This is a genomic window from Cellulomonas sp. KRMCY2 (genome assembly GCF_000526515.1).
Taxonomy (GTDB): domain Bacteria; phylum Actinomycetota; class Actinomycetes; order Actinomycetales; family Cellulomonadaceae; genus Actinotalea.
In genome coordinates this window covers 837,846-859,905 of record NZ_JAGF01000001.1, presented here as the reverse complement: position 1 = coordinate 859,905, position 22,060 = coordinate 837,846, and the positions used below count along the sequence as shown (strand labels likewise).

Annotated in this window: 19 protein-coding genes; 14 read left to right on the top strand and 5 right to left on the bottom strand. The window is 73.6% G+C overall.

From position 1 onward, the window contains the following. Window positions 1-95 precede the first annotated feature (95 nt). Window positions 96-1,214 (top strand): NAD(P)-binding domain-containing protein, encoded by a 1,119-nt coding sequence (locus tag K415_RS0104215; protein WP_034661021.1) that lies wholly within the window; start codon window positions 96-98, stop codon window positions 1,212-1,214. 136 nt (window positions 1,215-1,350) lie between these two features. Here K415_RS0104215 and acs read toward each other — a convergent pair whose 3' ends face one another. Beyond that, window positions 1,351-3,378, bottom strand: a complete 2,028-nt coding sequence (gene acs, locus K415_RS0104210; protein WP_051480777.1) for an acetate--CoA ligase — start codon at window positions 3,376-3,378, stop codon at window positions 1,351-1,353. 123 nt (window positions 3,379-3,501) lie between these two features. Then, window positions 3,502-4,539, bottom strand: a complete 1,038-nt coding sequence (locus K415_RS23820) for a hypothetical protein (RefSeq protein WP_024285853.1) — start codon at window positions 4,537-4,539, stop codon at window positions 3,502-3,504. Between the two features lie 212 nt (window positions 4,540-4,751). Between K415_RS23820 and K415_RS0104200 the strand changes: the two genes are divergently transcribed. From K415_RS0104200 to K415_RS0104190, 3 genes are read left to right on the top strand one after another with little or no spacing between them, the layout of a single operon-like run. Further along, window positions 4,752-6,140, top strand: a complete 1,389-nt coding sequence (locus K415_RS0104200) for an OFA family MFS transporter (RefSeq protein ID WP_029663133.1) — start codon at window positions 4,752-4,754, stop codon at window positions 6,138-6,140. Between the two features lie 2 nt (window positions 6,141-6,142). Beyond that, window positions 6,143-6,322: a hypothetical protein gene (locus tag K415_RS0104195; RefSeq protein WP_024285851.1), complete on the top strand. Its 180-nt coding sequence runs from the start codon at window positions 6,143-6,145 to the stop codon at window positions 6,320-6,322. Window positions 6,323-6,377: 55 nt separating this feature from the next. Continuing rightward, window positions 6,378-7,463, top strand: coding sequence for an NADH:flavin oxidoreductase/NADH oxidase (locus K415_RS0104190; protein ID WP_024285850.1), 1,086 nt, complete (start codon window positions 6,378-6,380; stop codon window positions 7,461-7,463). A gap of 47 nt (window positions 7,464-7,510) precedes the next feature. On the opposite strand, the gene K415_RS0104185 is transcribed toward K415_RS0104190, so the two are convergent. After that, window positions 7,511-8,938, bottom strand: a complete 1,428-nt coding sequence (locus K415_RS0104185) for an NAD-dependent malic enzyme (RefSeq protein WP_024285849.1) — start codon at window positions 8,936-8,938, stop codon at window positions 7,511-7,513. A 73-nt stretch (window positions 8,939-9,011) separates the two neighbouring features. On the opposite strand from K415_RS0104185, the gene K415_RS0104180 reads away from it, so the two are divergent. Then, window positions 9,012-9,992 (top strand): hypothetical protein, encoded by a 981-nt coding sequence (locus tag K415_RS0104180; RefSeq protein ID WP_024285848.1) that lies wholly within the window; start codon window positions 9,012-9,014, stop codon window positions 9,990-9,992. Between the two features lie 306 nt (window positions 9,993-10,298). Here the strand turns inward: K415_RS0104180 and K415_RS0104175 are convergent, their stop codons facing one another. Next, window positions 10,299-11,087, bottom strand: coding sequence for an HAD family phosphatase (locus tag K415_RS0104175; RefSeq protein WP_024285847.1), 789 nt, complete (start codon window positions 11,085-11,087; stop codon window positions 10,299-10,301). 279 nt (window positions 11,088-11,366) lie between these two features. On the opposite strand from K415_RS0104175, the gene K415_RS24540 reads away from it, so the two are divergent. From K415_RS24540 to K415_RS0104140, 7 genes are all read left to right on the top strand, one after another. After that, the gene (locus K415_RS24540; RefSeq protein ID WP_155859355.1) at window positions 11,367-12,185 is read left to right on the top strand and encodes a pilus assembly protein FlpE; all 819 of its coding nucleotides are present in this window, start codon (window positions 11,367-11,369) and stop codon (window positions 12,183-12,185) included. Beyond that, a complete protein-coding gene (locus K415_RS0104165) occupies window positions 12,178-13,353 on the top strand; it encodes a TadA family conjugal transfer-associated ATPase (protein ID WP_029663129.1) in 1,176 nt (391 codons plus the stop codon). Before K415_RS24540 ends, K415_RS0104165 begins: the two co-directional genes overlap by 8 nt. 74 nt (window positions 13,354-13,427) lie before the next feature. Next, the gene (locus K415_RS24175; protein ID WP_051480382.1) at window positions 13,428-14,009 is read left to right on the top strand and encodes a type II secretion system F family protein; all 582 of its coding nucleotides are present in this window, start codon (window positions 13,428-13,430) and stop codon (window positions 14,007-14,009) included. After that, window positions 14,006-14,518, top strand: coding sequence for a type II secretion system F family protein (locus K415_RS0104155; protein WP_197024657.1), 513 nt, complete (start codon window positions 14,006-14,008; stop codon window positions 14,516-14,518). Before K415_RS24175 ends, K415_RS0104155 begins: the two co-directional genes overlap by 4 nt. Before the next feature lie 188 nt (window positions 14,519-14,706). Continuing rightward, window positions 14,707-15,237: a DUF4244 domain-containing protein gene (locus K415_RS24535; RefSeq protein ID WP_231494818.1), complete on the top strand. Its 531-nt coding sequence runs from the start codon at window positions 14,707-14,709 to the stop codon at window positions 15,235-15,237. Between the two features lie 140 nt (window positions 15,238-15,377). Further along, on the top strand, window positions 15,378-15,695 hold the full coding sequence (locus K415_RS0104145) for a TadE family type IV pilus minor pilin (RefSeq protein WP_024285843.1): 318 nt from the start codon (window positions 15,378-15,380) through the stop codon (window positions 15,693-15,695). After that, window positions 15,692-16,126: an Rv3654c family TadE-like protein gene (locus tag K415_RS0104140; RefSeq protein ID WP_024285842.1), complete on the top strand. Its 435-nt coding sequence runs from the start codon at window positions 15,692-15,694 to the stop codon at window positions 16,124-16,126. The genes K415_RS0104145 and K415_RS0104140 overlap by 4 nt, the downstream gene beginning before the upstream one ends. Before the next feature lie 111 nt (window positions 16,127-16,237). Here K415_RS0104140 and K415_RS0104135 read toward each other — a convergent pair whose 3' ends face one another. Continuing rightward, a complete protein-coding gene (locus K415_RS0104135) occupies window positions 16,238-18,655 on the bottom strand; it encodes a DEAD/DEAH box helicase (protein WP_024285841.1) in 2,418 nt (805 codons plus the stop codon). Between the two features lie 298 nt (window positions 18,656-18,953). Here K415_RS0104135 and K415_RS0104130 point away from each other — a divergent pair, with 298 nt between their 5' ends. Next, on the top strand, window positions 18,954-21,173 hold the full coding sequence (locus K415_RS0104130; RefSeq protein ID WP_081784864.1) for a ribonucleoside triphosphate reductase: 2,220 nt from the start codon (window positions 18,954-18,956) through the stop codon (window positions 21,171-21,173). A gap of 2 nt (window positions 21,174-21,175) precedes the next feature. After that, window positions 21,176-21,949, top strand: a complete 774-nt coding sequence (locus K415_RS0104125) for an anaerobic ribonucleoside-triphosphate reductase activating protein (protein WP_081784863.1) — start codon at window positions 21,176-21,178, stop codon at window positions 21,947-21,949. Window positions 21,950-22,060: the final 111 nt, after the last annotated feature.

Sequence of the window (22,060 nt, the reverse complement as noted above, 5' to 3'; positions counted from 1 at the left end):
GGTCCGGCGACCGGTGGTCGATGCACTCAGGAGAGATGTGCGCTTCCTGACACAGGGCCTGCCCGATGCCGGGGCGCCGGAGGGAGCTGGGTGCTGTGCGGGTGGATGTCGTCGTCGTCGGGGCTGGGCAGGCAGGGCTCTCGGCGGCCTACCATCTCGGGCGCGCCGGCCTCGCCCCGTACACCGGGTTCGTCGTCCTGGACGACGCCCCGGGCCCCGGCGGTGCCTGGCAGCACCGTTGGGACTCCTTGACGATGGCACGCGCGCACGGCCTGAGCGCGCTGCCCGGCCTGCCGATCCCCCGGCTCGACCCGGACGAGCGGGCGTCCGTCGCGGTCAGCGCGTACTTCGCCGATCACGAGCGTGCCTTCGGCCTCCCGGTCGAGCGACCCGTACGGGTGGTCTCGGTACGCGAGGCGGAGCCGGGTGAGGCCGACGCCGACGACGACGGTGCACCGACGCCGGGCGGCCCCCACGGCGGGTTGCTGGCGGTCGAGGCGGACCGGGGGACGTGGTTCACCAGGGCCGTGGTCAACGCGACCGGGACGTGGCGCAAGCCGTTCTGGCCCGCCTACCCGGGACGGGCGGCCTTCCGTGGCCGACAGCTGCACGTGCGCGACTTCCGGACCGCGGCGGACTTCACGGGGCAGCACGTCGTCGTCGTCGGTGGCGGGACGTCGGCCGTCCAGCTGCTGCTGCAGATCGCCGCGGTCACGAGCACGACCTGGGTCACCCGGCGGCCACCGGCGTTCGTCCACGCCGAGCTCGACGAGGACGCGCGGCGGGACGCGGTGGCCGAGGTCGACGCGCGCACCAGGGCCGGCCTGCCGCCGCAGAGCGTCGTCTCGGTGACCGGCCTGCCGATGACCCCGGAGACCCGGACCGGGCTGGCCGGTGGCGTCCTCGACCGGCTGCCGATGTTCGAGCGGATCGTGCCGGACGGCGTCACGTGGGCGCCGCGCGACGTGCCGCCGGCTCCCGAGCACCTCGCGGCGGACGTGCTGCTGTGGGCGACCGGGTTCCGGCCGGGGCTGGACCACCTGGCGCCGCTGCGGCTGCGGGCGCGCGGCGGCGGGATCGTGATGGACGGGCCGCAGGTCGTCGCCGACGCCCGCATCCAGCTCGTCGGCTACGGGCCGAGCGCGAGCGTCGTCGGAGCCAACCGGTCCGGCCGTCAGGCGGTCCGCAACCTCCGCCGCCTGCTCGACTTCTGACCGACACCGTGACGCGCCTTCTGACCGACACCGTGACGCGCCTTCTGACCGACACCGTGACGCGCCTTCTGACCGACACCGTGACGCGGTCGGCGACCCCGGTGCGACACACCGGGGGAGGCGGAGTGCGGGACGGTCAGGTGGGCGGTGGGGTGTGCAGGCCCTCGGAGATCAGGTCCATCACGGAGGAGTCCGCGAGCGTCGTGACGTCGCCGACCGTGCGGTGCTCGGCCACGTCGCGCAGCAGCCGCCGCATGATCTTGCCGGACCGGGTCTTGGGCAGCTCGTTGACCACCAGGATCGTGCGTGGCTTGGCGATCGGCCCGATCTCCTTGGTCACGTGGGCGCGCAGGGTCGCCGCGACGTCGGCCCCCTCGCCGATCTCGTCCGCCCGGTCCAGGTACTCGGCGCGCAGGATCACGAAGGCAACGACCGCCTGACCTGTGGTCTCGTCGCTCGCCCCGACGACGGCGGCCTCGGCGACCATCGGGTGGGAGACCAGGGCGGACTCGATCTCGGTGGTGGACAGCCGGTGGCCGGAGACGTTCATCACGTCGTCGACCCGGCCGAGCAGCCAGATGTCGCCGTCCGCGTCCTTCTTGGCGCCGTCGCCGGCGAAGTAGATGCCCGGGAAGCGGGACCAGTAGGTGTCGGCGTAGCGCTGCGGGTCGCCCCAGATGCCGCGCAGCATCGCGGGCCACGGCTCGGTCAGGACCAGGTAGCCGCCTGAGCCGTTGGCCACCGGGTGCGCCTCCTCGTCGACGACGTCGGCCGCGATACCCGGCAGCGGCGTCTGCGCCGAGCCGGGCTTGCCCGAGGAGATCCCGGGCAGCGGGGAGATCATGATGGCGCCGGTCTCGGTCTGCCACCAGGTGTCGACGACCGGGGTCCGGTCACCGCCGATCACCCTGCGGTACCAGGTCCAGGCCTCCGGGTTGATCGGCTCGCCGACGCTGCCCAGCAGGCGCAGCGACGACAGGTCGTACCCGCCCGGGATGTCCTCGCCCCACTTCATGCAGGTGCGGATGGCCGTCGGCGCGGTGTACAGGATCGTCACGCCGTATTTCGAGACGATGTCCCACCAGCGGCCCTTGGTCGGGGTGTCCGGCGTGCCCTCGTAGATCACCTGCGTGGCGCCGTTGACCAGGGGTCCGTAGACGACGTAGCTGTGCCCGGTGACCCAGCCGACGTCGGCAGTGCACCAGAAGACGTCCGTCTCGGCCTTGAGGTCGAAGACGTTCAGGTGCGTGTACGCGCACTGCGTCAGGTACCCACCGGTCGTGTGGAAGATCCCCTTCGGCTTCCCGGTCGTGCCCGAGGTGTAGAGGATGAACAGCGGGTGCTCGGAGCCGACCAGCACGGGCTCGTGCACGTCCGATGCCGCCTCGAGGGCCTCGTGCCACCAGACGTCCCGCCCCGGCGTCCAGGCGATGTCCTGGCCGGTGCGACGCACGACCAGGACGTTGCGTGCCGTCGTGCCCCGGTGGTCGGCCCCGTCGACCGGTCCGACCGCGCCGGCCGGCGAGCCGACCGCCTCGTCGACGGCAGGCTTGAGGGCGGTGGCGGACCCGCGGCGGAACCCGCCGTCCGCCGTGATGACCAGGACGGCCTGCGCGTCGGCGATGCGCGTGCGCAGGGCCTCGGCGGAGAAGCCGCCGAAGACCACCGAGTGCACGGCGCCGATGCGCGCGCAGGCGAGCATCGCGATGACCGCCTCAGGGATCATCGGGAGGTAGATCGCGACCCGGTCACCGGTCTGCACGCCGAGGGCGACCAGCGCGTTCGCCGCGCGCGACACCTCGCGCTGCAGCTCGGCGTAGGTGATCGTCCGGGTGTCGCCCGGCTCGCCCTCGAAGTGCAGTGCGACGCGGTCGCCGTGGCCGGCCTCGACGTGCCGGTCGACGGCGTTGTAGCAGGCGTTGAGGCGTCCGTCGCCGAACCAGTGGGCCACGGGTGCGGCGGACCAGTCGAGCACCTCGGTGAAGTCGGTGCCCCAGGAGAGCAGCTGACGCGCCTGGTCGGCCCAGAAGCCCAACCGGTCGGCGGCGGCCCACGCCTGCAGCTCCGGGTGCGCGTTGGCCTGCGCCGTGAACTCGGCGCTCGGCGGGAACCGGCGGCCCGCGCCGACCGGGCTCTCCAGCGGGTTCGGTTCTCCGTGCGTGATCGCGTTCACGAGTCCTCCGGGCGCAGCGTCAGTGGTGCGGGCGGTCGCACCGGTGTCGTCGGTGCCCTCGGATCGTAGGCACAACTCGGCTCAGGCGGGACCTTGGTCCGTGGTGACCACGCGTCAGGGGGCCGTGTGACCTGGGCCGGACGTCGGTCCGGCGGCGGTCCGGGCTGCCTCGGCGCGAGCTGCTTCGGCGCGAGCGGCCTCGGCGCGGGCGGCGTCCGCCTGGGCTGCCTCAGCTGTCGCGACGCCCTCGGCCCACCGACGGCCGATCCGCCGCGCGATGGCCGTGGCGAGACCGGCCGTGAGCAGCAGGATGCCCGTGACGACGAGCTGGCCACTCATGGCGCCCTCGGTCAGCTGGTCGACGGCAGCGGGCACGACCCGGTCGGCAGACAGCGCCTCGACCGTGTCGTCGAGGGCAGCCGGCACGACGAGGTAGGCCACGCCGAGGCAGACTCCCCAGACGAGACCGCCAGTGATCGGGACCGTCGGCGACCAGACACCGAGCAGCACGATGACCGCGAGCAGCAGGGCGCCGACGACGAGCAGCGTCAGGCCCAGGGCGTCGGTGAGCGGGCTGTCGGTCCCGACGAGATCTGCCATCCGCGCCGTGCCGATCCCGGTCAGGAGCAGGGCCACCGGGGTCAGGACCAGACCGAGCAGGAAGCCCACGAGGTGGCGGGCGATGCCGGGCTTGCCGGGTGGCTCGGGCAGCTCAGGGACCGCCTCGTCGCCGTGCTCGTGCGCACCGGTGGCGTGGTCGGCCCGCAGGTTCCGGCGCGTCTCCGGCACGGCGGGCGGGACGACGGGAAGGGCGCCGGCCGGTGCTGCGGCGGGGGCCGCCGGTGCAGCCGCGGTGGGTACCTGTGCGGGGGCCGCCGTGGGCGGCGTCCCGGGCAGGGCTGAGGTCGGCGTGACGTAGGCGCTCGGTGTCGCGGGGTACGGCCGCGGCGCGACGTGCTCGGCCTGCGTGGGCGGGGGCGGCGGGCCCTGGGTCGGCGGGGCCGGCGACCCGGACGGGGCCTGCAGGGGTGGAGCCGGTGGGGCCGCGGGGCTCGGCTGCCCGGTGTGCAGAGGCCCGTCTCGCGACGGCTCCGCGAGCGGGGGCACCGAGGTGTCGCGCTCGTCGGGCTCACGGGACGTAGGCGTTGACATGTCAGGCTCCTGTCACTTCCAGCTGCTCCCTGGCGGCGCCGGGACCTGACTGCCAAGGTAGCGCCGCCGCTCTGCGGGCGCGCGCCCAGCGGAGCGCGGATCCACCCGCCGTGACCAGCCCGGCAGACCAAGGTCCTGCACCCTCGTCGCCTCGCCCCGCGACCATTGACCAGCGACGGCCACCATGGGCCCCCCACCTGGAAGGACCCCTGATGAACTTGCTGGATCGAAGCCGCACGATTGCCCCGCCCGGCTTCAACCGCTGGCTCGTCCCGCCGGCAGCGTTGGCCGTCCACCTGTCGATCGGACAGGTCTACTCCTTCTCGGTCCTCAAGGACCCACTGATCCAGAAGTTCTTCCCGGAGACCGGGGTCGGCACGCCGATCGCCGTCATCTTCTCGATCGCGATCGTCATGCTCGGCCTCTCGGCTGCCTTCGGCGGCGTGTGGATGGAGCGCAACGGTCCGCGCAAGGCGATGGTCCTGTCGGCGTTCTTCTGGGTCACGGGCTTCCTGGTCGCCGCGCTCGGCGTCCACCTGGGCCAGCTCTGGCTCGTCTACCTGGGCTACGGCGTGATCGGCGGCATGGGTCTTGGCATCGGGTACATCTCCCCGGTCTCGACCCTCATCAAGTGGTTCCCCGACCGCCCGGGTCTCGCGACCGGCCTGGCGATCATGGGCTTCGGCGGTGGCGCGCTCGTCGCAGCCCCGCTGACCCAGAAGCTCCTCGACAGCTACGGCGCCGACCCGGTCGACGCCCTCGTGCCGACCCTGCTGACCCTCGCCGCCATCTACGGCGTGCTGATGGCGGCCGGCGCCACGGTGATCCGGCTGCCCGCCCCGGGCTGGGCGCCGGCGGGCTGGGTACCGTCGATCAAGAAGGGGTCGATGCAGACTCACGCCGACGTGCGGGTCCGCAACGCCGTCCGGACGCCCCAGTTCTACCTGCTGTGGATCGTGCTGTTCGTCAACGTGACAGCCGGCATCGGCATCCTCGAGGACGCCAAGCCGATGATCCAGGACTTCTTCCCGAACACCGTGACCGAGGCGACCGCGACCGGCTTCGTCGGCCTGCTCTCGCTGGCGAACATGGGTGGGCGGTTCGGCTGGTCCACCCTGTCCGACCGGATCGGCCGCAAGCAGGCGTACGCCATGTACCTGGGTGTCGGCGCGATGCTCTACACGCTGCTCGCGGTAGCCGGTGACACCGCCACTGCCCTGTTCGTCACGGTGACCTTCTTCATCGTCTCCTTCTACGGCGGTGGGTTCGCGACGATCCCCGCCTACCTCAAGGACCTGTTCGGCAAGCTCGAGGTCGGCGCCATCCACGGCCGGCTGCTGACGGCCTGGTCGGCAGCAGGTGTCGCAGGACCGCTGATCGTCAACACGATGGTCGACGGCCGCCGTGAGGCGGGGCTCGACGGCTCGGCGCTCTACATCCCGTCCATGGTCGTCATGGCCTGCCTCCTGCTCGTCGGCTTCGTCGCCAACATGCTGGTCAAGCCGGTCCACGAGGATCACCACGAGCCCGATGCGGGCGCCACCATCGCCACGCCGGCCGAGGCGCTCGTTCTCGTCGGCACCGCTACGAAGGAGTCCTGACCATGGCTGTGACCCTGACTGAAGCCGTCGAGGACGGCACCGTGACGGCCGAGCGGACGATTGCCGTGCGCCCCGCCGTGCCGGTGCGGATCATGGCCCTCAGCCTGTGGGGCATCGTCGGCGGCCTGCTCAGCTACGGGATCGTCATGACGGCCATCAAGGCCGCGTCGCTCTTCTCCTGACACCTGTCGTGGCCGGGCCGGAACATCGGCCCGGCCCGGCGGGTTGGGACCATCCGTGACCCCACACCTCTTCGAACCCCTGACGCTGCGCGGGGCGACGTTCGCCAACCGGATCTGGCTCGCCCCGATGTGCCAGTACTCGGCCGTCGACGGTGTGCCGGGCGACTGGCACCTCGTGCACCTGGGCGGCCTGGCCTCCGGGGGGTTCGGCCTGATGCTCGCCGAGGCCACGGCCGTCGTCCCCGAGGGCAGGATCACCCCGCAGGACGTGGGGTTGTGGGACGACGTCCAGGTCGACGCCTGGCGACGGATCACCGACTTCGTGCACGAGCGGGGGACGCCGATCGGCGTCCAGCTCGCGCATGCGGGCCGGAAGGCCGCCACGTATCGACCGTGGTCGCCGACCCAGGGCAGCGTGCCGGTCGACGACGGCGGCTGGGTGAGCGTGGCGCCGTCGGCCGTTGCCTTCCCGGGTCTTGCGGCGCCCACCGAGCTCACCCGCGAGCAGATCGCCCGGGTCCCTGGCGACTTCGCCGCTGCCGCCGCCCGCGCCCTGCGGGCAGGGTTCGACGTCGTCGAGATCCACGCCGCCCACGGGTACCTGCTGCACCAGTTCCTCTCGCCGCTGTCCAACCTGCGTACCGACGGGTACGGGGGGCCGCTGGAGAACCGCGCACGGCTGCTCCTCGAGGTCGTCGACGCGGTGCGGGCCGTCTGGCCGGACGACCGTCCGCTGCTCACCAGGATCTCGGCGACGGACTGGACCGACGGCGGACTGACGGTGGCGGAGAGCACCCGGGTCGCCGCGGACCTCGCGGCGCACGGCGTCGACCTGGTCGACGTGTCCACCGGTGGGAACGTGCCGGCCCCGATCGCCTTCGGACCGGGCTACCAGGTGCCGGCCGCCAGGGCCGTGCGGACGGGAGCCCGGGTGCCGGTGTCGGCCGTCGGACTGATCACCTCGGCCGAGCAGGCCGAGCAGATCCTTGCCGCCGGCGACGCGGACGTCGTGATGATGGGTCGGGCCGCCCTGCGCGACCCGCGGTGGCCGCTGCGCGCGGCGCACGACCTGGGGCTGCCCGTCGCGACCAGCGGCAGCGCGCCGTGGCAGCCGCAGTACGTCCGCGGCGCCTGGCACTGACCTAGGCGACGCGCTGACCGGGGCGACGCGCGGGGCGGGCAGCGAGGTCAGACCGCCGGTGCCACGGGCTCGGCAGGTGGCGGGCCGGCGGCTGCCCTGGCCGCCTTCTCGACGGCCGCAGCGACCCTCGGGGTCACCTCCGGGTTGAAGACGCTCGGCACGATGTAGGTCGGGTTGAGCTCGTCGTCGCTGACCACCGAGGCCAGTGCCCTGGCGGCGGCCAGCAGCAGGTCCGTCGTCACGCGGTGGGACTGCGCGTTGAGCAGCCCGCGGAACACCCCGGGGAACGCGAGCACGTTGTTGATCTGGTTGGCGAAGTCCGACCGGCCGGTGCCGACGATCGCAGCGTGCTGCGCGGCGTCGTCCGCGTCCACCTCCGGGCGCGGGTTGGCCATCGCGAAGACGATCGAGTCCGGCGCCATGGTCGCGATGTCGTCCCCGGTCAGGATGTCCGGCGCGGACACGCCGATGAACACGTCGGCCCCGGCGAGCGCCTCGGGCAGGGTGCCCGTCGCACCGCGCGGGTTGGTGTGCTCGGCGGTCCACCGCAGCGACTCGTGCAGACCCGGGCGCGCCAGGTGCACGACCCCGGCGATGTCGGTGACCACGACGTCCTTCGCCCCGGCGGCCAGCAGCAGCTTCAGGACGGCGGTGCCGGCTGCCCCCGCACCGGAGAGCACGATGCGCACCGTCCCCAGATCCTTGCCGACGACCTTGAGCGCGTTCGTCAGGGCGGCGAGCACGACGATCGCCGTGCCGTGCTGATCGTCGTGGAAGACCGGGATGTCGAGGCGCTCGCGCAGCCGTCGCTCGATCTCGAAGCAGCGGGGCGCGGAGATGTCCTCGAGGTTGATCCCGGCGAAGACCGGCGCGATCGCGCACACCGTGTCGACGATCCGGTCGACGTCGGTGGTGTCCAGCGCGATCGGGAACGCGTCGATGTCCGCGAAGCGCTTGAAGAGGGCCGCCTTGCCCTCCATCACCGGGAGCGCCGCCAGCGGCCCGATGTCGCCGAGCCCCAGGACCGCTGTGCCGTCGGTGACCACTGCGATCGTGTTGCGCTTGATCGTCAGGTTGCGCGCGTCGGCGGGCCGCGCCGCGATGGCTTCGCAGATCCGCGCGACGCCGGGCGTGTAGATCATCGACAGGTCGTCCCGGTTGCGGATCGGCACCTTCGACTCGATCGAGAGCTTGCCGCCCAGGTGCATCAGGAACGTCCGGTCGCTGACCCGGCCGACGGTGACCCCGGTCAGGAGGCGCAGCCCTTCGACGATCTCCGCCGCGTGCTCCTCGCCGCGGGTCGCGCAGGTCACGTCGACGCCGATGCGCTCGTGTCCCGACGTCGTGACGTCCAGCGCCGTGACGATCCCGCCGGCATGCTCGATCGCGGTGGTGAGCTCGCTGACCGCCGTCGGCCGGGCCTGGACCTCGAGGCGGATGGTGATGGACGACGAGACACTCGGCGTTGAGCTCATGGCAGCCATTGTGCCCAGACCGGCGCACGTGCGGGCGACCGGAGCCGACAGTCGACCCGCCTACGCTGGGCCGGTGCCCAGCCACCCGCTCGATGCCCTGACCTCGATGGACGGTGTGGCGGATGCCGTCGCGCAGGCGCGCACCGCGTGCGAGGAGCTGCGCTGGCACCGCGCGCTGCGCCGGCAGTGGCTCGTGGCGAGGACGGAGGCGGGCGTGCGGTGCGCGCACGCCGGCGCTGTCGTCGACGGCGTCCGGCTGCCGCTCGACGTGGTGCGTGACCTGGCCCGCGGGGCCGTCGGGACACCATCGGGGCCCGACGTCGTCGCGGTGCTCGCAGCACTCCGGGTGCAGGCCGAGGTCGAGCGGCTGATGGCGGCCCCCGGTGCGGTCCGGGCCACCGGCCCCGTCCCGTTCAACCAGCTGCTGGCTCGCCTGCACGTCGCCGCGACGGCGATCGGGGCGGCAGGCTCTCGCGCGGCAGCCCGCTCCGGCGGGACCGCCGGCTCCGGCGGGGCACCCGCATCGGATGACACGGCCGGGCGGCCGCGAGCCGACGGTGCGCCCCAGGACCTGCGCGGGCTGGGCGGCGCGCCGTCCGGCGCCGAGCTCGCTGCGCGGCTGACCCTGCTCGCCGACCTGATCGCCGAGCCGCTCCCGCCGCAGGTCCCTGCCCTGGTCCTGGCGGCCGTGGCGCACGGCGAGCTGCTCGCGCTCCGGCCGTTCGATCGCGGGAACGGTCCGGTCGCCAGGGCGGTGTTCCGACACCTGCTGACCGCGGGCGGCGTCGACCCGGTCGGCGTCGTCGTGCCGGAGGCGCGGTGGGCGGGGGAGCCGAACGTGTACCTCGCCGCCGCGGCCGGCTTCGCGACGGGCACCGCCGAGGGGCTGGCGCACTGGCTCCGGTACTGCGCCCAGTCGGTGGTCAGCGGAGCTGCCACGGGCCGGGCGGTGGCTGATGCGGTGCTCGCGGGCCGGCTGTCGGACGAGCCCCTGACGCACGACGGGCCCCTGACACACGACGAGCCCCTGACGCACGACGACGGCGCCCCGTGAGGGACGCCGTCATCGACAGGGCGGGTAGCGAGGTATCAGGCGCTTCACGAAATCTGCCGCAACGGGGCTAGCCCGGTCGGCAGGTCCTCTCGCGGACTGGTCGCGCGTGGGTTCTCGCTGCCCGCTGTGCTGTTGTTCTTCCTTTGTACGCCTCTGGGATCGGCAGGGGAAGAGACCCGCCGCACGTTGCCCTCTTTGTCCCGGCTCTGAGCGGGAATTCCACCCGGTGCATCCGGGACGTGGATCCTGCCGGCTCAGCCGGCGGACGCCCGGCCGCATCCGGCGGCGGTTCACGGCACGCGCGGCTCAGCTGCTGCGCGGCCGTCCGCGCCGGCGGACCAGGATGACGACGAGCGCTGCCGCGACGACGACGAGCGCCAGCACCGGCACCGTCCGCTGGGGTGGTGGGAACGCGGGGCGCAGAGCCACCGGTCGCACGAACCTCCGGGCGTCCCACCCGTGCTCCACCGCCAGGCGTCGCAGCGCACGGTCCGGGTTGACGACGGTGGCGTGGCCGACGGTCTCGAGCATCGGCAGGTCGGTGCCGGAGTCGGAGTACGCGTAGCTCTCCGCCAGGTCGTAGCCCTGCTGCTCGGCGAGCTCGCGGACAGCCGTCGCCTTGTTCTCGCCGTAGGCGTAGAAGGCGATCTCGCCGGTGTAGCGGCCGTCCACGATCTCCATCCTCGTCGCGATCACGTGGTCGGCGCCGAGCAGTGCGGCGATCGGCTCGACGACCTCGGCACCCGAGGCGGAGACGATCACGACGTCGCGCCCCGCTGCGTGGTGCTCGTCGATCAGGGCCACCGCCTCGGCATAGACCGAGGGCTCGATGTGCAGGTGCAGCGTCTCGGAGACGATGGAGGAGACCTGGGCGACGTCCCAGCCGGCGACCAGCGACGACAGGTGCGCGCGCAGACGCTCGGTCTGGTCGGCGTCCGCACCGCCCACCAGGAAGAGGAACTGCGCGTAGGCGGTCCGGAGCACGTCCCGGCGGGTGATCAGTCCGCCGGCGAAGAACGGCCGCGAGAACGCGGTGGCCGACGACGTCGCGATGATCGTCTTGTCCAGGTCGAAGAAGGCGGCAGCACGTGTCACCCCTGGCCCTCCTTCGTGGTCACCGCTGTGGCTCGTGCTGGGCGTGCTGGTCGTGCAGGACATGGCGCCGGCACGACGCACGTGTCCGAGGCTATCGAGCCGGGGTGCCCGATGGCGGTCGCGCGTCGTTCGCGTTCGTCGACGGGCTGCTGTGTCCTCGTCCACAGGCTCGGCCCGCGCGTCGTCCTCCACCTCTGGCGAGGCCCCCGGCCGGGCCGCCCAGGAGCACGGCGGAGAGTGGCGGGCAACCGCGAAGCCGTGGGTGAACCGGGAGGTTCGATGTCCGTAGTGACCCGTCGTGAGGCAGGTGCAGACGTGTGCGCCCAGGTGCGGGACGGGGCGTGGGACGGGGCGCGTGCCGGGGTGCGGGCCGTGGTGCACGTGGTGGTCGGCGCAGTCGGCGGCGCGGGTGCCTCGACCCTCGCGGCCCTGCTCGCCCGCGAGCTCGCGCTGGCGGGCGGGCGGGTGGCTCTCGTCGACCTCGACCACGGCGCCGGCGGGATCGAGGTCCTGCTCGGCATCGAGGACGTCCCCGGCGCACGGTGGTCCGATCTGCTTCAGGTGCGTGGCACGGTCGCGGTCGAGGACCTGGCCGGGCTGCTGCCGCGCTGGCGCGGCGTCGAGGTGCTCAGCGGGGACCGGTCGGGGGCGCCTCCGGGTACCCAGGCCCTGGACGCCGTCTGGGATGCTCTCGTCCGGGGTTGCGCGGCCGTCGTCGTCGACCTGCCGGGCCACTGCCCCGTGCTCCCCACCGTGGTCCAGCGGCTGTGCGGCCCGCGGTCGGAGGTGGTGCTCCTCACCGGCCAGGACGTGCTCGGCGTCGCCGGGGCGCTCACGGTGCGACCCGCCCTCGGTGACGGCGCGGTTCGGCTCGTGCTGCGGCGTCGGTCCCGGGCCCGGGTGTCTCCGTCGGAGGCAGCGGACCTGCTCGACCTCCCGCTCGGCACCCTGCTGCCGACCGACCGGCAGCTCGCCGACGGCGTGGACCGCGGGTTCGGCCCCGTGCCGGGCCGGTGGTCGCGGCTGGGTCGGGCGGTGCGCCGACTCGCCGAGGGGCCGGGCCCGGGGCCGGGCAGGGCGCACCGTGCCCGTGGCTGATCGACCGGTCGACCCGGTGCTCCTGGCGAAGGTGCGCCGACGCGCGGTCGCCGGCGGCGACCCGCTCGACGCCGCGGCCCTCGCCGTGATGGTCCGCGACCTCGGTGCGGTGCTCGGTCAGGAGGACCTGTCGGCACTGACCGCCGCGGTGCGGGCCGAGGTGCACGGTGCCGGGGTGCTGCAGGCCCTGCTGGACACGCCCGAGGTCAGCGACGTCCTGGTCAACGGACCTCGCTCGGTGTGGGTCGACCGGGGCGCCGGGCTGCAGCGGGTCGACGTCGACCTGGGCGGGGCCACGCAGGTCCGTGCGCTCGCGGTGCGGCTCGCCGCGGCCGGCGGCCAGCGTCTGGACGATGCGGCACCGGTCGCCGATGCCCGGCTGCCGGACGGAACCCGGCTGCACGCCGTCCTGCCGCCGGTCGCGGCGCGCGGCGCACTGATCAGCCTGCGGGTCCTGCGCCGGCGTGCCTTCAGCCTCGAGGAGCTGGTCGAGGCGGGCAGTGTCGCACCCGGCCTTGCTCCGGTGCTCCGCGCCCTGATCGCCCGGCGCGCGAACATCCTGGTCTCCGGTGCGACCGGCACGGGCAAGACGACGCTGCTCGCGTCCCTCCTCTCGCTCGTCCCGGCGACGGAGCGGATCGTGTGCATCGAGGAGGCCGGTGAGCTCGAGCCCGACCACCCGCACGTGGTGCGGCTCGTCACGCGCCACCGCAACGTCGAAGGCGCCGGTGAGGTGGATCTCGCCGACCTCGTGCGGCACGCGCTACGGATGCGGCCGGACCGGATCGTGCTCGGCGAGTGCCGGGGGGCTGAGGTCCGGGAGGTCCTGACCGCGTTGAACACCGGTCACGAGGGTGGTTGCGCGACGGTGCACGCCAACACCGTCGAGGACGTGCCCGCGCGACTCGAGGCGCTCGCTGCCCTGGCAGGGATGTCGCGCGACGCCGTCGCGGCGCAGGCGTCCAGCGCGTTGCACGCCGTGATCCACCTCCGTCGGGACGCGGGCCTGCGGTACGTGGCCCAGGTGGGCGTCGTCCTGCGCGACGCCCACGGCGGGCTCGCCGTCGAGGCCGCCGTCGAGCAAGGGCGCGACGGCGGGCTGCGGGTCGGACCGGGGTGGGAGCGGCTGGCGTCCCGGTGGGACCTCGCCCCGCCGTGGGGATCGTGACGCGCGCGGGCCGCATCGCCCAGGCCCGCGGTCCCGGGGGTCGCCCCGGAGGTGGTGGGTCTGCCGGAGCCCAGGTGCGGGCCCACCGGGGTGGCGCCGAGCGGGACCGCATCGCGGCAGGCCGTGTCGCGCTGCGTCGTGCGGCAGCGGCGCCGCCGACGAGCTTCGCGGCTGCGGTGACCACTGTCTCCGGGGCCTTGCGCAGCGGCGCGAGCCCGGCGGCGGCCTGGGAGCGTGGCCTCGGTGTGCGGACCGTGGCCGGCGTCCCGGTCTGGCCGGATCTCGTCGCGCACTGCCCGGACGACCCTGCCTCCGCCCGCGCCGTGCTCGCAGCCGCGCGCCTCGCCGTCGAGGTCGGCGCGGCTCCTGCCGAGGTGTTGGACCGGGTCGTCGGTTCCCTCGCGCGGGAGGCCGAGGCGGCTGCCCAGCGTCGGGCCGCCCTCGCCGGGCCACAGGCCACAGCGCGCGTCCTGGCCTGGTTGCCGGCGCTGGGTCTGGCCCTCGGCTTCCTGCTCGGCGCCAACCCGGCGCAGGTGCTCCTGGACGGAGGGCGAGGGACCGCGCTGCTGCTGCTCGGCACCGGTCTGACCGTGCTGGGCCGACGATGGACCGCGCGCCACGTCCGGGCAGCCGCAGCGGCCGGTCGAGAACGATGAGCGTGGTCGGCCGACGCCTGCCGCGGCTGCGGCAGGCGTGCGGCGCTCCGGTCCCGGTGCCCTCGGTCGAGGTCGAGCTCGAGGTCGACGTCGCGGTGGCTCTCGACCTGCTCGACGCCGCGTGCGCTGCCGGAGTGAGCGTGCCGCGCGCCCTGACGGCTGTCGGGCACGCCATCGGAGGCGAGCGTGGGGCGTCGCTCGTCGACGTGGCGGTGGCGCTCGGGCTCGGTGCTCCGTGGCCGGAGGCGTGGGAGGCCGGTCACCCTGCGCTCCGGGCCCTCGGGGAAGCGCTCCGGCCGAGCTGGGAGGACGGGGTGGCACCCGCGAGCGGGCTGCGCGCTGCCGCGGAGGCCGTCCGCCGTGACCGGCACGCCAGAGCGCTCGAGGCGGCCGGTCGGCTGGGGGTGCGCCTCGTCCTGCCGCTCGGCCTGTGCTACCTGCCGGCGTTCGTGCTCGTGGGGCTGGTGCCGGTCCTGCTGTCGATGGCAGCGGGAGCGCTCGGCGGATGACTGCCCGTCGGCACCGTCGGTCGTCGGTCGCTGGTCGTCCACAGCCTCAGTCGGTCGACTGACGTCCACCGGGTCGAGGGGCTCGAGCGGCGCCGGCGACGCGTCGCAGAGAGCGTTGCTCCACGACGGCACACCGGGTCGTCGTCCGCGGCCCGCGGCATGCAGGGCGATGACGAAGGGTGATCACGATGACGACCACGAACCAGCCGAGCGCTGCCGCCGCATGCCGGGCGACGGCGTTCCAGCGGGCCGAGCCGGCCATGCCCGAGCCGGCCATGCCCGAGCCGGTCATGCCCGAGCCGGTCATGCCCGAGCCGGTCATGCCCGAGCCGGTCATGCCCGAGCCGGCCATGCCCGAGCCGGTCGCCACCGAGCTGGCCTCGACCGGGTTGGCCACGGCCCAGCCCGCCACCACCCAGCCGCGGTCGGCCACCGCGTCCCGACCGGGCCACCGCGTCGCGGCCCCGGCGCCGGAAGTCCCCGGTACGGCTCCGAGGCGACCGGCTCCCGGCACGGTGACCCCGATCCGATCGGCGGGCAGGCGCCCACGTCTGCTCCACCTGGTCCGCGCAGAGCCCGACGCGGGGATGGCCACGGCGGAGTACGCCATAGCGACGGTGGCGGCGGCGGGGTTCGCAGGCCTGCTCCTGGTCATCCTGCGCAGTGACGAGGTGCGGGGCCTGCTGCTGGGCATCGTCCGAGGGGCGCTGTCCGTGTGAGGGCCGCTGTCCGTCCGAGGGGCGCTGTCCGTGTGAGGGCTGCTGTCCGTCCGAGGGGTGCTGACCGCGCGAGGGAAGCATCTCGCGTGCGGGGCACACCTCCTGCGGCCTGTGCGGCCCGGCCCCGCGACCACGGTGCTGTGACGGTCGAGCTCGCGCTGGCGCTGCCTGCGGTCGTGCTCGTCGTCGCCGTCCTGCTGGTGACGGCAACGGCGACAGCGGTCCAGCTGCGGTGCGCGGACGGGGCGCGGACCGGTGCCCGGGTCGCTGCACTCGGTCAGTCCGACGCGGAGGTGGCCGACGTCGTGCGTCGGATCGCCGGCGGTGCCTCGCGCGTCGAGGTCGTCCGCGATCCGCCCTGGGTCGAGGTCAGGGTCTCGGCAGCGGTCCCGGCGTCCTGGCTGACGACAGCCGATCTGGGTCTGACGGCGCACTCCACAGCCTGGCTGGAGCCGTGACGGTGCTGCGGGTCGCGAGTGTCGGGCGTCGTCGGTCGTCCCGGTGCGCGGCGGACGATCAGGGCTCCGGCTCCGTCCTCGCCATCGGGCTCCTGGCGGTCGTCCTCGTCCTGGCGGCCGCGCTGGGCGTCCTCGGTCGCGCCCAGTCGGCGCGGTCGGCTGCCCAGGCCGCTGCCGATCTGGCGGCCATCGCCGCGGCAAGCTCGATCGCTCTTCCGCCGGGGGTCGTCCTTGCGCCGGGAGCCGCGGATCGAGGCAGTCCGTGCGACCTCGCCGGGCAGGTGATCGAGCGCAACGGGGCGGTGGTGGTCCGGTGCGTGCTCCTGCCGGACGGTGTCGTCCAGGTCATCGCGTCCCGGTCGGCCGGCTTCGGCACGGCCACCGCGATCGCCCGGGCCGGGCCGGCCAGTGCCCGGGGCGCGGGTCGGTGATGGTGGGGGGCCGGTGGGCGTCGGTGACCGACCGGCGCGTCGGTGACCGACCGGCGCGTCGCGGCCCGCTCGGTGCCCGGCCAGGTCGGCAGGCGGTGGCGGGTGTGCTCGTCAGCCCTCGTGCGCCAGCACGGCGTCGAGCAGCCGGATCGCGCCGGCCTTGTCCAGCGGGTTGTTGCCGTTGCCGCACTTGGGCGACTGCACGCAGGCCGGGCAGCCCGCCGAGCAGCCGCAGCCCACGATGGCGTCCCGAGTCGCGCGCAGCCAGGTCGCACCGAGGTGGAAGCCGCGTTCCGCGAACCCTGCCCCACCCGGGTAGCCGTCGTAGACGAAGACCGTCGCGCACTCGGTGTCGACGTGCAGGGCGGTCGACACCCCACCCAGGTCCCAGCGGTCGCAGGTCGCCAGGAGCGGCAGGAGACCGATGGCGGCGTGCTCGGCCGCGTGCAGGGAGCCCGGGACGTCGCCGTCCTCGAGCCCCGCCTCGGCGAGCAGCGACATCGGCGCCGTCCACCACACGGCTGTGGTCGCCAGGGTCCTGGCGGGCAGGTCGAGGATCTCGCCACCGATGGCCGTCATCTCCGGGAGCCGGCGCTTCTGATAGCTGATCACCTGGGTCGTCACGTCCACCGACCCGAAGCCCCAGGTCACCGGCCCTGCCGTGCGTTCCTGGCGGACGCCGTCGATCTCGATCGAGGTGAGCCACCGGGACCAGGTGCCGTAGTCGACCGTCCGTGCCCGGACGATCGCCACCGAGCCCTCGAGGTCGAGGTCCTGGACGACGAACGTCGCGCCCTGGTGCACGTAGACGGCTCCGGGGTGGACCGTCGCGTCGGCGGCTGCGGCGTCGACGGTCCCCAGCATGCGGCCGGTACCTTCCTCGACCACCCGCACGGGCTGGCCGCCGGAGCCGCGCAGGTCCGTCATGCCCGCGGCCGACTCGGCGTGCGTCCAGTACCACCCGGAGCTCCGCCGGCGCAGGGCGCCCCGCTCGACGAGCACGTCCAGCAGCTGTGCCGTGCCCGGACCGAACAGGGCGACGTCGTCGGCCCGCAGGGGTACCTCGGAGGCGGCTGCGCACAGGTGGGGCCCGAGCACGTAGGGGTTCGTCGGGTCGAAGACGGTCGCCTCGACGGGGGCGTCGAAGATCGCCTCGGGGTGGTTGACCAGGTACGTGTCGAGCGGGTCTTCGCGCGCGATGAGCGCCACCAGCCCTTCGGTGCCCGCGCGGCCCGCGCGGCCCGCCTGCTGCCACAGCGACACCCGGGTGCCGGGCCAGCCCGCGATGAGGACCGCGTCGAGCCCGGAGATGTCGACACCGAGCTCCAGGGCGTTGGTCGTGGCGAGCGCCCGGAGGGCACCCTCGCGGATCCCTCGCTCGAGGGCCCGGCGCTCCTCGGGCAGGTAGCCACCGCGATAGGCGGCGACCGAGGCGCCGAGGCCGCGCCGCACCTCGTCGAGGTGGCCGCGGGTGGTCGCGGCAACCGACTCGGCAGCGCGACGCGAACGCGTGAAAGCCAGGGTCCGCGCCCCGGCGAGGGTCAGGTCGGTGAGCAGGTCGGCCATCTCGGCGGTGGCGGTCCGGTGCACGGGTGCGGTCGGCGCCACGTCGCGCGGGGGACCGTCCGGGCCGAGGTCGTCGTCCGGCGGCAGCCCGAGCAGTGGGTCGAGGCCGGGGATCACCGGTGGCTGCCACAGGGCGAAGGTCTTGCGCCCGCGCGGGGAGGTGTCCTCGGTGACAGCCACGACGTCGTCGGGCGTGATGCCCAGCAGACGGGCTGCGCTCTGGGCCGGGTCGGACGTCGTCGCGGACGCCAGGATGAAGGTCGGGTCGGCACCATGGTGGGCCGCGAGCCGACGCAGCCGACGCAGCACGGCGGCCACGTGCGCACCGAAGACCCCGCGGAAGGCGTGGCTCTCGTCGACGACGACGTAGCGTAGCGAGCGCAGCAGCCGGGCCCAGCGGCGGTGACCCGGCAGCAGGGCGAAGTGCAGGAAGTCGGGGTTCGTCAGGACGACGTCGGCGTACTCCTGCGCCCACCGGCGTTCGACGGCGTCGGAGTCCCCGTCGCAGGTCGCGGGCCGCAGGTCGGTCGCACCGGCCGCTGCCAGGAGGCGCGCGAGCCCGGCGAGCTGGTCGGCCGCGAGTGCCTTGGTCGGGCACAGGTAGAGGACCGAACCGCGCCGCTGCGTCGACTCGATGCGGCCCGGGTCGAGCAGCCCGGCGGCGGAGTCGGCGCGGACCGCGCTCAGGGCGGGCAGCCAGAAGGCCAGCGACTTGCCCGACCCGGTCGACGTGGCCAGCACGGTGTGCCGGCCGGACCATGCGGCATCGGCTGCCTCGACCTGGTGCGCCCAGGGCCGGTCGACGCCGAGCGCGCGGTAGCCCCGCACGAGCGCCGGGTCGGCCCACGACGGCCAGTCCGCGGTCCGCCCCGCCCGCGCAGGGATGTGCCGGACGTGGGTGAGCCGGTCCGCACGGCGTCCGCCGGCGAGCAGAACCTCGAGCAGCGCATCGGAGCCGGGCACCCGTCGATCCTCCCACCCGGCGATCCGCAGGGACTCGCGGGCGATCCGCAGACGATCGGCCCACGATCCGCGCGCCCCACGGTTGCGAGGACGAAGGTCCCTCGCCCAGTCCAGCGTCCGCGCCAAGATTGGCACATCTAGTAGCCGGATTGACCGGCAGATACTAGATGTAGTCCGCGCCCCACGCAGTAGCCGGCAGAGCAGCAACAGGCAGAGCAGCAACAGGCAGAGCAGCAACAGGCAGACCAGTAACCGACAGACCAGTAACCGACAGACCAGTAACCGACAGAGGAGAGCCATGCCCGACGACGTGCTGCCCGATCAGACGCTGCCACAGGCCGCACCGACCGGCGTCATCAAGCGGTCCGGCGCCACCGCAGCCTTCGACGTCGACCGGATCGTGGCCGCTGTCGCCCGGGCCGGTGCCGCGACCGGTGAGGTCGATGCCGCAGCGGCCGCGGCGCTCGGAGCGCGCGTGACGGCGCGGCTCGTCCAGGAGGAGGCCGACTACCCGCAGGTCGAGCACGTCCAGGACGCGGTCGAAGAGGCCCTGCTCGCGGGTGGCTGGACGACCACGGCCCGCGCCTACATCGCCTATCGCGAGCAGCACGCCCGGCTGCGCAGCGACGCCCGCACCGTCGTCGAGGTGGGCAGCTCGATCAACGAGTACCTGGACCGCAGTGACTGGCGGGTCAACGCCAACGCGAACCAGGGCTACTCGCTCGGCGGCCTGATCCTGAACACGTCGGGCAAGGTCACCGCCAACTACTGGCTCTCGCACGTCTACGACCCCGAGGTGGGGCGCGCGCACCGGGAGGGCGACCTGCACATCCACGACCTGGACATGCTCGCCGGCTACTGCGCCGGATGGTCGCTGCGCATGCTGCTGACCGAGGGTCTCAACGGCGTCCCGGGCAAGGTCGAGGCCGGGCCGCCCCGGCACCTCAGCTCGGCCGTCGGACAGATCGTCAACTTCCTCGGCACCATGCAGAACGAGTGGGCCGGAGCGCAGGCCTTCAGCTCGTTCGACACCTACATGGCACCCTTCGTCCGGGTCGACGGGCTCGGCTACGACCAGGTGCGGCAGGCCGTCCAGGAGCTCGTGTACAACCTCAACGTGCCGTCCCGATGGGGCACCCAGACACCCTTCACGAATCTGACGTTCGACTGGACCTGCCCGGCGGACCTGCGGGACCAGGTCCCGGTGATCGGCGGGGTCGAGCAGGCGTTCACCTACGGCGACCTGCAGACCGAGATGGACCTGGTCAACCGTGCCTACATCGACGTGATGACCGCCGGGGACGCCAGCGGACGCGTCTTCACCTTCCCGATCCCGACGTACAACATCACGAAGGACTTCGACTGGGAGAGCGCGAACAGCGAGCGGCTCTTCGAGATGACGGCCCGCTACGGGCTGCCGTACTTCCAGAACTTCATCAGCTCCGAGCTCGAGCCGAACCAGATCCGCTCGATGTGCTGCCGGCTGCAGCTGGACCTGCGGGAGCTGCTCAAGCGCGGCAACGGCCTGTTCGGCTCGGCCGAGCAGACCGGTTCGCTCGGCGTCGTCACCATCAACTGCGCCCGGCTGGGCTACCTGCACCCCCGCGCCGAGGCAGCCGGCGACACTGCCGGCGAGGCTGCTCTGCTGCGGGCGCTCGACCGGCTCCTCGAGCTGGCGAGGGACTCCCTCGAGGTCAAGCGGAAGGTCATCCAGCGGTACATCGACGAGGGGCTCTTCCCGTACACGAAGCGGTACCTCGGCACCCTGCGCAACCACTTCTCGACGATCGGCGTCAACGGCCTCAACGAGATGATCCGCAACCACACCGGCGACGAGCACGACATCAGCACCGCGTCGGGCCATGCCCTGGCCGTCCGGGTGCTCGACCACGTCCGCGCCCGGATGGTGGAGTTCCAGGAGGCGACGGGCCACCTGTACAACCTCGAGGCGACGCCGGCCGAGGGCACGACCTACCGGTTCGCCAAGGAGGACCGCAAGAGGTTCAGCGACATCCTGCAGGCGGGCACCGACACCAACCCGTACTACACCAACTCCTCCCAGCTGCCGGTCGGCTTCACGGACGATCCGTTCGAGGCCCTTGAGCGGCAGGACGAGCTGCAGACCAAGTACACCGGGGGCACCGTGCTGCACCTGTACATGTCGGAGCAGATGTCCAGCGCGCGCGCCTGCCGTGAGCTGGTCAGGCGGGCGCTGACGGCGTTCCGGCTGCCGTACATCACGATCACGCCGACCTTCTCGATCTGCCCGACGCACGGCTACCTCGCCGGCGAGCAGCCCACCTGCCCCGAGTGCGCGGCGGCCGATCCTTCGTCTGCGCCGGTCGCCTGCGAGGTGTGGACCCGCGTGATGGGCTACCACCGGCCGGTGACCTCCTTCAACGTCGGGAAGCTGGGTGAGCATGCCGAGCGGCGGCCCTTCCGTGAGGACGCGGTCCGCCCGGCCCTCGTGCCGGTGCCGAGCGCGGTCCAGGGACGGGGCCTGAGGATGGAGGGCTGACCATGGCCAGGCCTGCGGACACCCTGCAGATCGCCGGACTCACGCCGTTGTCGACCTGCGACTGGCCGGGTCGGCTGGTGGCGACGGTCTTCCTGCAGGGTTGCCCGTGGCGGTGCACCTACTGCCACAACCCGGACCTGATCGACCCGCGCACCGCGGGCGTCGTGGCCTGGTCGGCGATCCGAGGGCTGCTCGCCCGGCGCAGCGGTCTGCTCGACGGCGTCGTGTTCTCCGGTGGCGAGCCGACCCGCCAGGCCGGGCTCGCCGACGCGATGACGGAGGTCCGGACGGCGGGCTTCGCCGTCGGCCTGCACACCGGCGGCGCGTACCCCGGGCGGCTGGCCGCGATCCTGCCCCTGGTGGACTGGATCGGGTTCGACGTCAAGGCGCCCGCCGACCTGTACCGGGCGGTGACCGGCGTCGGCTCGAGCGCGCAGCGTGCGTCCGCCTCGCTGCGCCTCGTGCTGGACTCCGGCGTCGACGTCCAGGTGCGCACGACGGTGGACCCGACAGTCCTGGACGATGACGACGTCGCACGTCTGGGTGCGACGCTGCGTGACCTCGGGGTCCGCGACCACGTGCTCCAGGAGGTCCGGCCCGAGGGCACCCGATCGGACTACGCGGCTGCACTCACCGCACACCGGTCCGGTCCGGGCCCGGCGGCCCCGACGACCGCAGCGGGCCCAGCGGCCCCGACGGCCGCAGCCGGCCCAGCGACCCCGCCAGTTCCGCATGCTGGGATTGCCTGGCACGTCGATGAGACACCACGTCGATGAGACACCGCGTGGATGAGACACCGCGTGGATGAGACACCTGGGAGGGCCTCCGCAGGGACGTTGGTCCGCGGCGCGCGGCCTGACCCTCGTGACACTGGAGGAGCAGCCCGC

Excerpts from the sequence above, each read along its gene's own strand:
- K415_RS0104125 (WP_081784863.1), top strand. The coding sequence starts at position 21,176 with ATGGCCAGGCCTGCGGACACCCTGCAGATCGCCGGACTCACGCCGTTG.
- K415_RS0104195 (WP_024285851.1), top strand. The coding sequence starts at position 6,143 with ATGGCTGTGACCCTGACTGAAGCCGTCGAGGACGGCACCGTGACGGCC.
- K415_RS24535 (WP_231494818.1), top strand. The coding sequence starts at position 14,707 with ATGACGACCACGAACCAGCCGAGCGCTGCCGCCGCATGCCGGGCGACG.
- K415_RS0104185 (WP_024285849.1), bottom strand. The coding sequence starts at position 8,938 with ATGAGCTCAACGCCGAGTGTCTCGTCGTCCATCACCATCCGCCTCGAG.
- K415_RS0104200 (WP_029663133.1), top strand. The coding sequence starts at position 4,752 with ATGAACTTGCTGGATCGAAGCCGCACGATTGCCCCGCCCGGCTTCAAC.
- K415_RS24540 (WP_155859355.1), top strand. The coding sequence starts at position 11,367 with ATGTCCGTAGTGACCCGTCGTGAGGCAGGTGCAGACGTGTGCGCCCAG.
- K415_RS0104155 (WP_197024657.1), top strand. The coding sequence starts at position 14,006 with ATGAGCGTGGTCGGCCGACGCCTGCCGCGGCTGCGGCAGGCGTGCGGC.
- K415_RS23820 (WP_024285853.1), bottom strand. The coding sequence starts at position 4,539 with ATGTCAACGCCTACGTCCCGTGAGCCCGACGAGCGCGACACCTCGGTG.
- K415_RS0104130 (WP_081784864.1), top strand. The coding sequence starts at position 18,954 with ATGCCCGACGACGTGCTGCCCGATCAGACGCTGCCACAGGCCGCACCG.